Consider the following 15,908-nt stretch of genomic DNA (forward strand, 5'->3'; position numbering starts at 1 on the left):
TCGAAATCTGGCCCATGGCTGGCCGGCATCATGCCGGCCAGCACCCGACAACCGAATGCGCTCGCGCGCCTTTACGCGCAGGCTTTCGCAACCTCACGCAGCACGGCCCGCACATCGCCATCCGTCAGCCGCCGCAGCATGTCCGCGATTGCCGCCACCTGCCCCTCATGGTCCGGCAGAGGCGGCCCGAACACCTCCTCCATCGCCAGGAACGCCTCCGCCTGCGCCCGATGATCATCCCGGGCATCGGCACAGATCTGCCGCAGCACATCTGCGCGCGGGTCCGTCAGGCCGATCTCCAGGGCCTCCTGCTCATGCAGCGCAAACCAGCGGATCCAGCAGGCAATCAGCAGCACCGCCCCCGTCACCTTCCGGCCGGCTTCGAGATTCTCCCGCATCGGCGCAATCACCCGCGCAGCCATCTTCGCCGAGCCGTTGCGCCCGATCCGCTCCACATCATGCGCGATGCCCGGATTGCGAAAGCGCGTCATCAGCCCGGCGGCATAGGAATCCAGGTCCTCGTCCGACAGCGCCACCCCGGCCGACTGCTCATGCCGCATGAAATGCGTGGCAATCGCCCCCAGCGCCGGATCGGTCGCGGCCTCGGCGACGGTGGGCAGGTCCGCCAGCCCCCCGGCATAGGCCAGGATCATGTGCGTGCCATTGAGCATCTGCAATTTCGCGCGCTCGAACACGCTGACATCGCGCACGAAGCGCGTGCCCGGATGCGCCTCCCACACCGGCCGCTCACCGTCGAAAGCCTGGATGACCCACTGGAACCACGGCTCCGCCGAGACCGGGATCGTATCCTCCACGCCGCCGAGAAGCCGCCGCGCATCCTCCACATCCGCCTCCTGAAAGGGCGGCGTGATCCGATCGACCATCGTATCGGGAAAGACCACATGCCCGCCGATCCAGGCCGACAGCGCATCGTTCCCGCGCAGCGCGGCATAATCCATCACCACCTGCCGCAGCGTGTCGCCATTCTCGGCCACATTGTCGCAACTCAGCACCACGGGCGGCACGCCCCCGCGCCGCCGCACCAGATCGAGCCCCGCCACCAGAATACCCGGCGCGGTGCGGGGAAACGGGCGCGACAGATCCTCGCGAATGGCGTCGGATTCCGGGTCCAGCCGCCCTTCGGCGGTGATGTGATAGCCGCTGGCCGTCACGGTCAGCGTCACGATCCTGATGAGCGGATCGGCAATCCGCCCGATCAACGCCCCCGGATCGGCCCCGGCGAACAACGCTTCCGAGATCGCCGCCATCACGGACGCCACCGTGCCATCGGGCTCGCGGGTCAGCAACGTGTAGCAATTATCCTGCTGCCGCAACTGATCGGTCAGCGTCGGCCGCCGCATCGTCGCCGAGGCGATGCCCCAGCGCAGGCCATCCTCTCCGGCATGATGAATGGCCGCCTGGCTGGCCGCAACCTGATGCGCGCGATGGAAACTTCCGCACCCCAGATGCAAAATCCCGCTTTTCAACAAGGCCGGATCGAAACGCGGCCTGTAGACGGTACCGGGCAGGCTGGATAACGCGGAACGACTCAATCGCAAAACATCGGCCTCCATATTTTTATTATCGACATCAATCAAATAGGAATTATCAGGAAATTTCAAGATTTTTCACGCACTGGAAAAATAATCGAATATCTTCCTGTTATTTGAACGATTTTTCGAAACAAAAAAAATCCCGTCCCGAACGCCGCACGTCCGCCAAGCCCCATCACCGTCCCGCTCCAGCCGGCGCGGGATTTTCTCGCCTTCCCGCCGCGATCCCACTAGGCTGCACATCCATCCCACCCGTGGCGAGCATGGCCATGCCGAACGCGACGTTGCCGGTCAGCAGCAGTTTCACGGCGTCCGACGGCGCGCCCTTCCCGCCCGGCGCCGTCTGGCTGCCCGAGGAACAGGCGTTCAATTTCAGCCTCTTCTCGCGCAACGCCACCGCCATCACGCTGCTGCTCTATCGCGCGGACGATCTCGTCACCCCCAGCCTGCGCCTGCCCTTTTGCCTGCCGCACAACAAGACGGGCGATATGTGGCACGCCCGCATCCCCGCCGACCGCGTGGGCGACGCCTGTTATTACGGCTACTCCGTCGCCGGCCCGCACCGCCCGGAAGACGGGCTGCTGTTCGACGCCGAAAAACTGCTGCTGGACCCGTACGCACGCGGCGTCTTCTTCCCGCCCGGCTTCGACCGCGCGGCCGCCTGCCGGCCGGGCCCCACAGCCGGGCGCGCGCCACTGGGCGTCCTGCCGGACCGCACGGCCACAAGCCCCCCGCCCATCCGGCGCCCCCGACGCCACGATCACGATCTCGTCATTTACGAACTGCATGTTCGCGCCTTCACCCGCGACCCGTCATCCGGCGTAGCTGCCGCGCAGCGCGGCAGTTACGCCGCCCTGACGGCCCGCATCCCCTACCTCAAGGCACTCGGGATCACGGCGGTGGAACTGATGCCGATCTTCCAGCGCGACCCGGTCCACGGGACGTTCTGGGGCTACATGCCGCTCAATTTCTTCTCGCCCCACGCGGGCTATGCCTCCGATGGCACGGTGGCTGCGGCATGGCGCGAATGCCGCGCGATGGTCGCCGCCCTGCACGAAGCCGAAATCGAAGTCTTTCTCGATGTCGTCTACAACCATACGGGCGAGGACCATGCCGGCGGCCCCGTCTGGTCCTATCGCGGAATCGACAATCCCAGCTATTATACGCGCGCGCCGGGCATTCCGTTCCGCCCCACCAACCGCAGCGGCTGCGGCAACGACCTGGATGTGGCGGCGCCGGTGGTGCGGCAGCTCATTCTCTCCAGCGCCTGGTTCTGGATCGAGGAGATGGGCATCGACGGCCTGCGCTTCGACCTCGCCTCGATGTTCTCGGTCGATGAGACCGGGCATGTCAATCTCGCGGAACCGCCGATCGTCACCGAACTCTCCACCGCCTCCCACCTGCGGCAGACCCGGCTGATCGCCGAACCCTGGGTCGGCGACGGCTCGCTGATGCAACTGGGCCGCGCCTTCCCCGGCCGGACCTGGCGACAATGGAACGCCCGCTTCCGCGACGATATCCGCCGTTTCCTGCGCGGCGATGACGGATGCGTGCCCGCGCTGATGACCCGCCTCTACGGCAGCACCGACCTGTTCCCCGACGACCGCGCCCACGCCGCCCGCCCCTATCAGAGCGTCAATTACATCGCCAGCCATGACGGGCTGACGCTGCGCGACCTGTTCTCCTACGACGATCCCGGCCAGATCGCCGCCAATTGCGGCCATCAGGGCGTCGACGGCGCGCCCGAACCGGTGCTGGCGCTGCGCCGCCGCCAGACGCGCAACGCCTTCTGCCTGCTGATGCTGGCCAACGGCACCCCGATGTTCCAGGCCGGCGACGAATTCGGCCACAGCCGGGGCGGCGACCCCAACCCCTACGACCGCGATGACGCAACCAACTGGCTCGACTGGCGCCTGACGGAAAACGAAAGCGCCCTGCTGCGTTTCGTACGAATGCTGATCGCCTTTCGCGCCGCCCACCCCTCCATCGCGCGCAGCGTCGGCTGGCGCGACGATGTCTCCTGGCACGGCGTCGATGGCGGCGACCCGGACCTGCGCACCATCTCGCGCAGCCTGGCCTTCTTCCTGCGGGGCGGCACGATGGCGGATGACGATCTCTATGTCTTCATCAACGGCTGGGACGACACGCTGCATTTCGCCCTGCCCGAGGCGGCGCGCGGCGGCCCCACCCCATGGCGCGGCCTCATCGACACCGCCGCGCCCTCGCCCGCCGACATCCTCACCACCGAAACGGCGACGCCGGTGAGCGACATGGCGCGCCTGCCCGCCCAGGCCCGCTCGATCCGCGTCCTGCTGCGCACGAGGCACGACGCGACAACCAGATAACGCACACAAGGGAGACGACGTGACATGGCGCCCGAGAGTCCCACGCTGACCCCACGCACGGCAGAACGCGCACTGCACGGCTTCGCGCTCGATCTGCGCTGGAGCTGGAACCACGCGACCGATCCGCTCTGGCACCAGATCAATCCCGAATGCTGGGAACACACCCAGAACCCCTGGACGACCCTCAACAACGCCTCGCGCGCCCGCCTCAGGGCGCTGCTGAACAAGCCCGCCTTCCGCCGCGAAGTCGGCCACGCCGTGGCGGCCCAGACCGAAGGGCTGCGCCACCCCACCTGGTTCGCCCAGAAGCATGGTGGCACCGCCCTGTCCTGCATCGCCTATTTCAGCATGGAATACATGCTCAGCGAGGCGCTGCCGATCTATTCCGGCGGGCTGGGCAACGTGGCGGGCGACCAGCTCAAGGCGGCCAGCGACCTCGGCGTGCCCGTGGTCGCGGTCGGCCTGCTGTTCGCCCAGGGCTATTTCCGCCAGGAACTGACGCCGGACGGCCAGCAGCACGCGCTCTACCCGTTCAACGACCCGTCCCTGCTGCCGGTCAGCCCGGTGCTGACGGACGAAGGCGACGTGCTGCGCATCCCGATCCATTTCGGCAAGGGCCATGTGTGGGTCCGCGCCTGGAAGGCGATCGTCGGCCGCGCGACGCTCTATCTGCTGGACACCAACGACCCGGCCAATCCGCCCGGCGTGCGCTGCGTCACCACCCAGCTTTACGGCGGCGACGCCGACCTGCGCCTGCGCCAGGAAATCACCCTGGGCATCGCCGGCTGGCGCCTGCTCGACCAACTCGGCTACCAGCCCGATGTCTGCCACCTCAACGAAGGCCACGCCGCCTTCGCGGCGGTGGAGCGCGCCCGCTGCCTGATGGCGCGGCTGCACATCCCCTTCCGCCAGGCGCTGACCATCGCACGGGCCGGCACGCTGTTCACCACCCACACCGCCGTTCCCGCCGGCTTCGACCGGTTCCCGCCCGAACTGATCGGCACCTACCTCGCCGATTACACCGCCAACCGGCTCGACATCCCGCTGGAGAGCCTGCTCGCCCTCGGCCGCTCCGATCCGACCGATCGCGGCGAGCCCTTCAACATGGCGTGGCTGGCCATCCGCGCCAGCGGCGCGGTCAACGGCGTCTCGCGCCTGCACGGCGCCGTCAGCCGCCGCCTGTTCGCGCCGCTCTTTCCGCGCTGGCCGGAATGCGAAGTCCCGGTCGGCCATGTGACCAACGGCGTGCACACGCCAAGCTGGGATTCGATCGAGGCCGACACGCTCTGGACCGAAGCCGCCGGCCCCGAGCGCTGGCGCGGCACGCAGGAGGGCCTGGCCGACCGCATCCGCGCGCTCGACGACCGCACGCTCTGGACCGCCCGCTGCCAGGCCCGCGCCGACTTCATCCGCAAGGTCACCGCCCTCTGCGCGCAGCAGCGGGGTTATGTCGGCAATGGCGGCACCGCGGGCCTGCCGGTCCCGACCCTGAGCCCCGACGTGCTGACGCTCGGCTTCGCCCGCCGTTTCGCGACCTACAAGCGGCCGGACCTCCTGCTGCACGACCCGGACCGCCTCGCGCGCCTGCTCTCGCATCCGGAGCGGCCCATGCAACTGGTGCTGGCCGGCAAGGCCCACCCGGCCGACATGGCGGGGCAGGCGCTGATCACGCGCTGGATCGCATTCTCACGGCGGCCGGATGTCCGGGGCCGCGTCGTCTTCATGGCCGATTACGACATGGCGCTGGGCCAGGTCCTGGTCCAGGGCGTCGATCTCTGGGTCAACACCCCCCGCCGCCCGTGGGAGGCCAGCGGCACCAGCGGCATGAAGGTGCTGGTCAATGGCGGGCTGAACCTGTCGGAACTGGACGGCTGGTGGGCCGAGGCCTACGCGCCCGAAGTCGGCTGGGCGCTGGGCGACGGGCGCGAGCATGGCGAGGACCCGGCGGTGGACGCCGCCGAGGCTGAGGCGATGTACACCCTGCTCGAAACCGAAATCGCTCCCTCCTTCTACGCCCGCGACGCCCAGGGCATCCCCGCCTCGTGGGTGGCGCGGATGCGCGAAAGCATGGCGCGCCTGACGCCGCTCTTTTCCGCCAACCGCGTGGTGCGCGACTATACCGACCATTTCTACCTGCCGGCCGCAACGCGCTACCACGCCCGGCTGGCCGATGGCGGAAGCGCGGCGCGCGAGATCGTGCAATGGCAGGACCTGCTGGATACATCCTGGCCCGAACTGCGCGTCGACTCAGTAACGATCTCGCAACCCGACGGGCATTATCACGTGGCGGTCACCCTCGCGCTCGGGTCCATTCCGGCCGACGCGGTCCAGGTGCAGCTCTACGCCGATCCCGTCGATGGCGGGCCGCCCGCCGTCGTGATCATCCCTTCCGGCGACTGCCGCGATGCCGATGGCCTGTGTCATTACACGCTCACGACCGGGCTGAACCGGCCGGTGACGGATTACACCGTCCGCGTCGTTCCCACCCATGGCGGCATGGCGATCCCGCTGGAGAGCCCGCATATCCTCTGGCAACGGTAAGAATACCCGACCGCGCGCGAAAAGAAGATAAATCACCAGAAGGGATGCAAAAAGGGATACGTTTCAGAGTCGATACGGCATAAATAAAAACAAAGGGCGCGGACAACCATGCCATGCCGGGACCTGACGGGCGCCATAACAGCCACACGGCCCGCCCTCAGGCCCCGACGGCACGCCGATCGGGCCGCACTCGCCTCTCGACCATCGCACGCCGAACGCATATGCTGTTGCCGCTTTGGTTACATTTTCCTCGTAAGAAAGATCAACAAGACGAGAATCGCCCCTGTAAACCTTGCCTGACCGTTTTCAGACCGCGCACGACGCCACGCCTAAGCAATCGATATAAGGGTAATCGTGGGAATCAATCAGCCTGTCCTCCCGCCCGTCACGGCGGAAGCCGCGACCCGGGTGAAGACCTTCTGATGTTCAAAGCTGCATTGGCGATCCTGCTGTCAATGCTGATCTCGTCACTGGGCGTGTCGGCCCATGCCGCCCCGGTGGATCTTCATCCGTCCATCTGCCTGGACGGCGCGGCGGGCATGGTGGAGCAGATCGACCATTCGGCCTACAGGATCCGGGGCTGCGGCACGCCGCCCCGCACCGACGGCTGGGTCTGGCTGCGTCTCTCCGACCCATCGGTGCTGAAGGACCTCCCCTCGGGCTGGTCCCTGCTCCTCGACGAAAATCGTTTCGACCGCATCACCGTCGCCGCGACCAACGGCGACGGCAGCATCCAGAGCTACAGCTATTCCGACGGCCATGTCGGCAATGACTGGGCCCCCGGCGGCCTGATGCGTTTCCCCTTCGATTCGCCCGGCGTGGAAATCTCCGGCCTGTCGATCGGCTTTCACCATCTCGACGGTGCCCTGTTCATCCGCAAGATCGAAGCCCGCACGCCCGATGACGAAGCGAAGCGGAGCATGGCCTGGCTGATCCTGATCGGGGTCATGATCGGGGCCCTGGTCTCCGCGACGGTCTATAACCTGGCCACCTATGACCGGCGGCGCGACCGTTTCCAGATCTGGTATGCCGCGTGGACCGTCCTGGCGCTGGGCTACTGCCTCTCCTGGACCAATTTCCTCGGCATTCTCGACGACCGCCTGACCGGCCCGCTGGCCGTCCGGCTCAGCGACTGTTTCCTGGGCGCGATGGTCGCCGCCGGAACCATGCTCCTGCTCACGCTCGTCGAGGCCGAAGCGCGCCACAGGCGCCTGCTGTGGACAGGCTATGTCCTGACCACGCTTTCCACCGTCGCCGGCTTCATCGCGGCGGCCGACATGCTGTTCCCGCCGATCTGGACCGATCGCCTGTTCAACGGCGTGCTGATTCTTGACGTGCTGTGGATCGTGGCGACGATTACGGTCGCCATCCGCAGGCGGAGCCGGATCATCTGGTTCTTCCTGCTGGGCTGGCTGCCCGTCATCTCGGTCTTCGCCCTGCGGCTCGCCCGCAATATCGGCTTCCTGCCCCAGAGCGACGCGATCGACATGGCAACCTTCGCCTGCATCGCCTTCGAATCCGTCGCCCTGTCCGTCACGGTCGCCTACCGCCTGCGCGATATCGGGCGCGCGCGCGACAACGCGGCCCGCGCGATGGCCATCATGCAGACCGAGGCCGAAACGCTGCGCCGCGCGGCAATGACCGACCACCTGACCCAGCTGGGCAACCGCGCCGCCTTCCAGGCCGCGCTCGAACAGGCCGAGCCGCTCTCCGTCCTGCTCCTGATCGACGTGGATCACCTCAAGTCGGTCAATGATTCCTACGGGCAGGAACTGGGCGACAATTTGCTGCGCCACATGGCCATCCGCCTCGGCCAGATCGTTCCCGACGGCACCACCGTCGCGCGGCTGGGCGGCGACGAATTCGGCATCATCGTGCCCCAGCCCCTGGCCCAGACGCTGCTCGAACGGCTCGATGCCCTCCAGGGCGAGCCCTGGTCCCACTCGGGGCGCACCCTGTCGCTCTGGTTCAGCGTGGGGCAGACCGACTGCACCGGCACGCCCGCCTCCGCCATGCATCGGGCGGACCGGGCGCTGTACTGGGCCAAGCAGCGCGGCGGCGGCCGCCGGCAGCCCTACACCCTGGAATTCGACCGCGCCGACTCCCTGGCCGCGCGCCTGCTGACCGACGCGCCCCGCGCCCTCGCGGCAGGGGAATTCGTGCTCTACTACCAGCCCCTGGTCGATCTCAGGACGGGCCGGCAGCGCGGCAACGAAGCCCTGCTGCGCTGGAACCACCCCGAACTCGGCCTGCTGGCGCCGCCGGATTTCCAGATCCTGCTGACGGACGAGACGATCGGCCCCCTCCTGCAGGACGAAGTCATCTCCATCGCCCTGACCGCACTGGCCGATGCCGGCGACGGGCTGGCCTATATCGCGGTCAATTTCACCGGCGTGCACCTGCGCGGCGCGGCGGCGGGGCGGCACATCCTCAACCGCATGCAGGAAGCCGGGGTTCCGCCCCACCGGCTCTGCGTCGAGGTCACCGAAGGCATCGCCCTCGACCATGCGTCCGACGAGATCGCCGAGGCCCTGCATATGCTGCACACGGCGGGCATCCGCATCGCGTTCGACGATTTCGGCACGGGCTTCGCCTCCCTGGTGCATCTGCTGCGCTTCCCGGTCGACATCATCAAGATCGACCGCTCCTTCGTCTGCCAGCTCACGACACCGGCCCGCAACGCGCACGAGATCATCCGTTCGATCATCTCGCTCGGCAAGGCGCTGGACAAGCAGGTCATCGCCGAAGGGATCGAGACGGAAGCCCAGGCCGCCATCCTGCGCGAACTGGGCTGCGATTACGGGCAGGGCTATCTTTTCGCCCGCCCCGGCCCGCTCATCCAGCCGCCGATCTACTGGCCGGTGCTCGACGAAAGCCGCGGATAGCGGCCGTGTCCTTCCAATCCGGCAAACCCGGCCCGGCCCACGCCCCGACCGGCTGGGCAGCCCTGTTCTCCGGCGGCAACGCGGCACGCTCCATCACGCTGTCCGCCGGCGTCGTCCTGCATGCCGTCAATCTCTATATCGCCATGACCGTACTGCCCTCGGCGGTGCGCGATATCGGCGGCATGCGTTATTACACGTGGAACACATCGCTGTTCGTCGCCGCCTCGATCGTCGGCTCGTCGCTGTCGGCGCGCGCGCTCGGCCGCTTCGGCCCGCGCGCCGCCTACGGCATCGCGGCCGCCATCTTCGCCACCGGCGCCGTGCTCTGCGCCACCGCCCCCGCCATGCCGGTCATGCTGGCCGGCCGCGTGATGCAGGGGATCGGCTCGGGCCTGCTGGTCTCGATGGCCTATGCCGTCATCCGGCTGGTCTTCCCGCCCGGCCTGTGGCCACGGGCGATGAGCATGCTGTCCTCGATGTGGGGCGTCGCCACGCTGATCGGCCCCGCCATCGGCGGCCTGTTCGCGGGCCTCGGCGTCTGGCGCGCCGCCTTCTGGACGCTCGCGGCGCTCTGCATCCCGTTCGTCCTCCTGGCCACCAGCGTGCTGCCCCGCGCCACCGGCACCGACGCCGCCGGCCGCCCCGGCATTGCCTGGGCCCAGATCGCGCTGATGGTCGGCTCGGTCCTGTGCCTGTCGGTGGCCGGCGCCAGCCCGCATGCATGGGCCAACCTGGCCGGATGCCTGACCGTGCTGGCCCTGTTCGCCGGCCTCGCCCATCTCGAACGCCACCACCGCACGCGCCTGCTGCCCGCCGGCGCGCTCACCTGGGGCTCCGCCCTCGCCACCCTCTACGCCCTGATGGGCTGCCTGGCCCTGACGGTGGAAGTCATCGAGATCTTCGCGCCGCTGTTCCTGCAGGACCTCCACCGCCAGTCCCCGCTCACCGCCGGCTATCTCTCGGTGCTGATGGCCGCCGGCTGGTCCACCGGCGCCATCCTCAACGCCGGCGCCCCGCCACCCCGCGTGGCGCGCGCCCTCGTCGCCGCCCCCGCGCTGGGGTTGGCCGGCATCCTCTTCCTGGCCTTCTATCTGTCCACGCCCAGCAACGGCACATGGCCGGCGATGCTGCCCGTCTGCCTCGCCTTCCTGACGGTGGGGCTCGGGGTCGGGGCCGCCTGGCCGCACCTGCTCACCCGCGTGCTGCTGGCCGCCCAGCCCGCCGACCGCGACCTCGCCTCGGCCTCGCTGACCACGGTGCAACTCTACACGACAGCCCTGGCCGGCGCGTGGGCGGGCATGATCGCGAATATCGCCGGCCTGGCAGACCCCGGCGGCATGGTCGGGGCCGAACGGGCGGCGTTCTGGGTGTTCGCCCTGTTCGCGCTGATGCCGGCCCTGGGTGTTCTGACAGGATGTTCTTTTTTGAAAAAAAGAACCAAAAAACCTTGATTCGGTCAGGCATTTTTTTGCTGGGCCACAGGGTGGCTCCGAGCGGCGTGCCATGACCGGATATTGATCGAAAACGATCATCATGATATATAACGATCATGAATGTGACCTCTGACCAGATCCGGGCGGCCCGCGCGCTCCTGCATCTCCCTCAGGAGGAACTGGCGCGGCGCGCCCATGTTTCAGTCGTCACCATCCGTCGTCTGGAATCACCCCGCACCTTTGCCCGCGTGGCATCCCCCGCGACCGACACCATCCGACAGGCCCTCGAAGAGGCCGGGGTCGAATTCATCCCTGACGGGGTGCGCCGGCGACAGCCACCGCAGGAAAAGGCGGCCCTGCTGTCCCGCCTCCAGGCCATCAGCCGCGCCAGCGCCGCGCAGCTTCAGGGGATCACCCCGCTGACAGAAGAAGACCTGTACGACGAGAGCGGCCTGCCCGCGTGATCGTGCTCGATACATCGGTTCTGGTGGCGATCCTGCGCGCGGAACCGGATGCGGACACATTCCTCACCCGCATCGTCGCCGCCGACCGCTGCCTGATCTCCAGCGTCACCCTGCTGGAAACCAGCATGGTGCTGGCCGGACGCAACCCGTTCCCCGGCATCTGGAACGGGCTTGATCAGTTGATCGAGACAGCAGGCGTCACGATCATTCCCTTTTCGCCCGCCCATGCCTGTCTGGCCCGCGAGGCTTTCATCCGGTTCGGCAAGGGACGGCACCCGGCCGCGCTGAATTTCGGCGATTGCGCCAGCTATGCCCTCGCCAGGGAGCGCAATCTTCCCCTCCTGTTCAAGGGGAATAATTTCTCCCAAACCGATCTCGCAACCACCTAAAGAAAAAGGGCGCTCCGTTCTGCAACGGAGCGCCCCCGATCATCATGCAACCCGGCGCGAACCGCCGCCGCGATGCTGCCCGCCGCCCGAGCGGGACTGGTTGCGGCCACCGCCGCCACCCCCACGGCCCCGGCCACCGCCGCCGCCGAGCACCGGCGGACGCATGGTCGATTTCTCGGCCGCCTCGGAATGGTAGGGATGTTCCATCACCACCGGGATCGGCTTGCCGATCGCCTTTTCGATGTCGCGCAGCCACGCCCGCTGCTCGGCATCGCACAGCGACACCGCCCAGCCGTCCCGCCCGGCGCGCGCCGTCCGGCCGATGCGGTGGACATAGCTTTCCGGCACGTTGGGCAGGTCGTAGTTGAAGACGTGCGTCACGTCGTCCACGTCGATGCCGCGCGCCGCGATGTCGGTCGCCACCAGCACCTTCACAGCGCCGGAGCGGAAGCCCGACATCGCCCGCTCGCGCGCGCCCTGCGACTTGTTGCCGTGGATCGCCTCGGCCACGATCCCGTGGTCGTTCAGGAAGGCGGCAACCTTGTTGGCTTCATGCTTCATCAGCGTGAACACCACGGCGCGCTCGACCTTGGGCGAATCCACCAGCATCTGCAGCGCATCGCGCTTCTTGTCGGTATCGACGAACATCACCGCCTGGCGGATCCGGTCGACGGTGCTGGACGGCGGCGTCACCTGCACGGTCGCCGGGTCACGCAGCAGGCCGTGCGCCAGCTCGGCGATGCTGCGCGGCATGGTCGCCGAGAACAGCAGCGTCTGCCGGTCGCGCGGCAGCTCGGCCACGATGCGGCGAATGTCGCGGACGAAGCCCATGTCCAGCATCCGGTCGGCCTCGTCCAGAACCAGCACTTCCAGCCCGGACAGGTCGATATGGCCCTGGCCCATCAGGTCCAGCAGGCGGCCGGGGGCCGCGACCAGCACATCGACGCCACGGCGCATCGCCTCGACCTGCCGGCCCTGGCCGACGCCGCCGAAGATCACGGCATGGCTCAGGCGCATATGGCGGGCATAGGCCTTGAAGCTCTCATCGATCTGCGATGCCAGTTCGCGCGTCGGCGCCAGAACCAGCACGCGCGCGCCCTTGGGGGCCGCACGGCGCTGATGGGTCAGCAGACGGTGCAGGATCGGCAGCGCGAAGGCCGCCGTCTTGCCGGTGCCCGTCTGCGCCAGGCCCAACAGGTCCCGCCCGGCCAGCAGGTGCGGGATGGCCCCGGCCTGGATGGGGGTCGGGGTGGTGTATCCCTCCTCGTTCAGCGCGCGCAGCAACGGCTCGGCAAGCTGAAGGTCGGCAAAAGTCGTCATGAAATGAAGCGCCTCCGGGCACTCGGCAATGGCCGGATTCCTCACGACAGGATGAGCATCCGGAAAACTCGAAAGAAAACACGACGCACGGCCCGCGTCCCTGCAAAGGCAGGACACGCTGTCATTCACCGTAATCCGTGGGTCAGAAAGGGTATCTTGTCCGTCCAGTCCGTGCCCCCCGCATCAATAAGGCACGCGCGTACAAGTCCAGATACGGGACAGGCGGGGGCCGTCCACGGCCGGGCTTCTACCCGCATGCCGCCCCCACCGCAAGTCCTTATTCCAGATGGCTGCCCAGCGGGCCCGCCCGATATCCTATGCCGGCGGCGTGTCGTGCAGCCGCCGCGCCAGCCTCATTGCCCCGTCGATGGCATCGCCTTTCGGCGCGGACAGCCCGGCCTGCGTGGCGGCGGAAAGATAGGGCAGCAGCACCGGCGCCAGCCCGCCCAGCAGGCAGCAGGGCAAGGACGCGAACCCCTCCGCCGCGCGCAGGGCACCCAGCAGCAGCTCGATTTCCGCCCCGGCCCGGCCCAGCAGGCCGCGCGCCTCCGCGTCGCCATCCCTGGCCAGCACGCTGACCATCGGCGCCAGCCCGGCAAAATCGGCGGCCCCGGCCCCGACCGCCCACAGCATCGGGTCCGCTCCCCCATCCGCCAGCCGCGCCCGCACGGCCTCGCTCAGCAGGGTGGGCTGCGCGCGGCCATCACCCGCGCGCAGCATCAGCCGGATCGCCTCCAGCCCGATCCAGGCCCCGCCGCCTTCATCCCCCTGCGGAAAACCCCAGCCGCCGACCCGCCGCGTCATCCCGCCGGCAATGGCCAGCCCGACCGTCCCGGTCCCGGCCGCGATCATCGCGCCATCCGCGCCCGCATGCGCTCCCACGCAGGACGTATAGGCATCCGAGACGATCTCCAGCCGCGCGAACAGCGGCGGCCGGGCCATGAACCGCGCCACAGCCCCGGTCACCTCGGCCCCCGCCAGCCCGGCCACGGCGACCAGCCGGCAATCCGCCCCCAGCAGCCCGGCGCGCGACAGCGCCAGGTCCAGCGCCTGCCCGATCGCCTCCCGCGCCGGCCCGGCATCGCGGGCGATATTGGCCGGGCCACCATCTCCGTCTGCCAGCACCGCGCCCTCGGGCGTCGCCAGCCGCAGGCGCGTCCGCGTCCCGCCGCCGTCGATCCCGACCAGAAGCGTGCGCCCGGCCGCCACCTTCAGTGGCCCCGCCGCCGCAGCAGGAACAGCGCCTGCTCGCCGAACAGGTTGGCCAGCCGGATGGAGCGGCGCCAGGGCGCGCGCTCGCCATCCTCGTCCACCGCCATCCACTGCTCGACCACATAGCCCTCTTCCCGGCACAGCATCAGGAAGTCGAGGATAGTGCAGGGGTGGATATTCGGCGTCTGGTACCACGGCGTATGCCACACGGCGGTCATCGGCATGCGCCCGCTCGTCAGCAGCTTCAGCCGCAACTGCCAGTGCCCGAAATTGGGGAACGAGACGATGGCATGCCGCCCGATCCGCAGCATCTGGCGCAGCACCTCGCGCGGCCGCTCGACCGCCTGCAAGGTGCGCTGCAACACCACGTAGTCGAAGGCTTCGTCGGGATAATGCGCCAGATCGTGGTCGGCATCGCCATGCATCACCGGCAGCCCGTGCGCCACCGAGCGCGTGACCTCGCGCATGTCGATCTCGATCCCCCGCGCATCGCAGCCACGGGTGCGGAACAGATAGTCCAGCAACGCCCCGTCACCGCTGCCGATATCGAGCACCCGCGTGCCGGGACGGATCATGTCGGCAATCAGCCGCTGGTCTAGGCGCATAAGTCAGGCGATCCGTGCATGTTCGGCGGCGCCGGAGAGAAACCCGCGCACCGTCCGGTCGAAATCCGGCTCGTCGAGCAGAAAGGCATCATGCCCCTTGTCGCTGTCGATCTCGACGAACGACACGTTGGCCGCCGCCCGGTTCAGCGCCCGCGCCAGCAACCGCGCCTGCGAGGTCGGGAACAGCCAGTCGGAGGTGAACGAGACGATGCAGAAGCGCGTCCGCGTGCCATGGAACGGCCGCGACGGGTCGCCGTCATGGTCGGCGCCGAGATCGAAATAATCCATGGCCCGGGTAATGGTCAGATAGGAATTGGCATCGAACCGCCGCACGAACGACGATCCCTGGTGCCGCAGATAGCTCTCCACCTCGAAGATTTCGCCGAACAGCGACATCGCCCCCGCCTGGTTATACGGGTCGCGCCGCACCCGGCGGCCGAATTTCCGCGTCAGCGCCTCTTCGGACAGATACGTGATGTGCGCCATCATCCGCGCCACCGCCAGCCCGCGCGCCGGCACCGCGCCCTGCTCCCAGTAACGCCCGCCATGCCATTCCGGGTCGGCGAAGATCGCCTGCCGGCTCACCTCGTTGAAGGCGATGTTCTGCGCCGAATGAAAGGGCGAGGTCGCGATCGGCATCGCGGCGAACACCATCTCGGGGAAGGTCGCCGCCCATTCCAGCACCTGCATCCCGCCCATCGAGCCACCGACCACGGCAAACAGCCGGGTAATCCCCAGCGCATCGACCACCAGCTTCTGCGCCCGCACCATGTCGCGGATGGTGACCGGCGGAAAATCGGTGCCCCACGGCTCGCCCGCAACATCGGGGCGCGGATCGCGCGGCCCTGTGGAGCCCATGCAGCCGCCCAGCACATTCATGCAAATGACGAAGAACCGGTCGGTATCGATCGGCATCCCCGGCCCGACCATGCGGCCCCACCATCCCGGCTTGCCGGTCAGCGGATGGGTCTCCGCCACATACTGGTCGCCCGTCAGCGCATGGCAGACCACGATCGCATTGTCGCGCGCCGCCGACAGCGTGCCGTAGGTCCGATAGGCCACCCGGACCGGCGCCAGCAGAAAGCCGCATTCAAGCTGCATCCCCTCGGGGAACAGCATGTGCGTATGCTCGATATGGGTGGGCGTTGTCTGGTCCATCGC

At 68.2% G+C, this 15,908-nt stretch carries 11 protein-coding genes; 6 read left to right on the forward strand and 5 right to left on the reverse strand.

Annotation, left to right across the window (positions count from 1 at the left end; translation table 11 throughout):
- Positions 1–71: 71 nt before the first annotated feature.
- On the reverse strand, positions 72–1,553 hold the full coding sequence (locus ACMAUO_RS06330; protein ID WP_420356081.1) for a mannitol dehydrogenase family protein: 1,482 nt from the start codon (positions 1,551–1,553) through the stop codon (positions 72–74).
- 269 nt (positions 1,554–1,822) lie between these two features.
- Here ACMAUO_RS06330 and ACMAUO_RS06335 point away from each other — a divergent pair, with 269 nt between their 5' ends.
- The 6 genes from ACMAUO_RS06335 (at position 1,823) to ACMAUO_RS06360 (ending at position 11,610) form a co-directional block, all read left to right on the forward strand.
- On the forward strand, positions 1,823–3,898 hold the full coding sequence (locus ACMAUO_RS06335) for a glycogen debranching protein (RefSeq protein WP_420356082.1): 2,076 nt from the start codon (positions 1,823–1,825) through the stop codon (positions 3,896–3,898).
- A gap of 24 nt (positions 3,899–3,922) precedes the next feature.
- Complete coding sequence (gene glgP / locus ACMAUO_RS06340) at positions 3,923–6,439, forward strand: alpha-glucan family phosphorylase (protein ID WP_420356083.1); 2,517 nt, start codon at positions 3,923–3,925, stop codon at positions 6,437–6,439.
- Positions 6,440–6,861: 422 nt separating this feature from the next.
- Positions 6,862–9,324 carry a putative bifunctional diguanylate cyclase/phosphodiesterase gene (locus ACMAUO_RS06345; protein WP_420356084.1) on the forward strand — a complete coding sequence of 821 codons (2,463 nt, stop codon included), beginning with the start codon at positions 6,862–6,864 and terminating at the stop codon, positions 9,322–9,324.
- Positions 9,325–9,329: 5 nt separating this feature from the next.
- Positions 9,330–10,775, forward strand: coding sequence for an MFS transporter (locus tag ACMAUO_RS06350; RefSeq protein ID WP_420356085.1), 1,446 nt, complete (start codon positions 9,330–9,332; stop codon positions 10,773–10,775).
- A 98-nt stretch (positions 10,776–10,873) separates the two neighbouring features.
- Complete coding sequence (locus tag ACMAUO_RS06355; RefSeq protein ID WP_420356086.1) at positions 10,874–11,221, forward strand: helix-turn-helix domain-containing protein; 348 nt, start codon at positions 10,874–10,876, stop codon at positions 11,219–11,221.
- Positions 11,218–11,610 carry a type II toxin-antitoxin system VapC family toxin gene (locus ACMAUO_RS06360; protein WP_420356087.1) on the forward strand — a complete coding sequence of 131 codons (393 nt, stop codon included), beginning with the start codon at positions 11,218–11,220 and terminating at the stop codon, positions 11,608–11,610. The genes ACMAUO_RS06355 and ACMAUO_RS06360 overlap by 4 nt, the downstream gene beginning before the upstream one ends.
- Positions 11,611–11,652: 42 nt before the next feature.
- On the opposite strand, the gene ACMAUO_RS06365 is transcribed toward ACMAUO_RS06360, so the two are convergent.
- The 4 genes from ACMAUO_RS06365 to metX all read right to left on the reverse strand — a co-directional run bounded on the left by ACMAUO_RS06365 (position 11,653) and on the right by metX (position 15,905).
- On the reverse strand, positions 11,653–12,930 hold the full coding sequence (locus ACMAUO_RS06365; RefSeq protein ID WP_182975506.1) for a DEAD/DEAH box helicase: 1,278 nt from the start codon (positions 12,928–12,930) through the stop codon (positions 11,653–11,655).
- Positions 12,931–13,245: 315 nt separating this feature from the next.
- A complete protein-coding gene (locus ACMAUO_RS06370) occupies positions 13,246–14,139 on the reverse strand; it encodes a glucosamine kinase nucleotide-binding domain-containing protein (RefSeq protein ID WP_420356088.1) in 894 nt (297 codons plus the stop codon).
- Between the two features lie 2 nt (positions 14,140–14,141).
- On the reverse strand, positions 14,142–14,747 hold the full coding sequence (gene metW, locus ACMAUO_RS06375) for a methionine biosynthesis protein MetW (RefSeq protein ID WP_182968513.1): 606 nt from the start codon (positions 14,745–14,747) through the stop codon (positions 14,142–14,144).
- Positions 14,748–14,750: 3 nt separating this feature from the next.
- Positions 14,751–15,905: a homoserine O-acetyltransferase MetX gene (gene metX / locus ACMAUO_RS06380; RefSeq protein ID WP_420356089.1), complete on the reverse strand. Its 1,155-nt coding sequence runs from the start codon at positions 15,903–15,905 to the stop codon at positions 14,751–14,753.
- Positions 15,906–15,908: the final 3 nt, after the last annotated feature.

The organism is Gluconacetobacter brunescens (genome assembly GCF_048695475.1).
Classification (GTDB): Bacteria; Pseudomonadota; Alphaproteobacteria; order Acetobacterales; family Acetobacteraceae; genus Gluconacetobacter.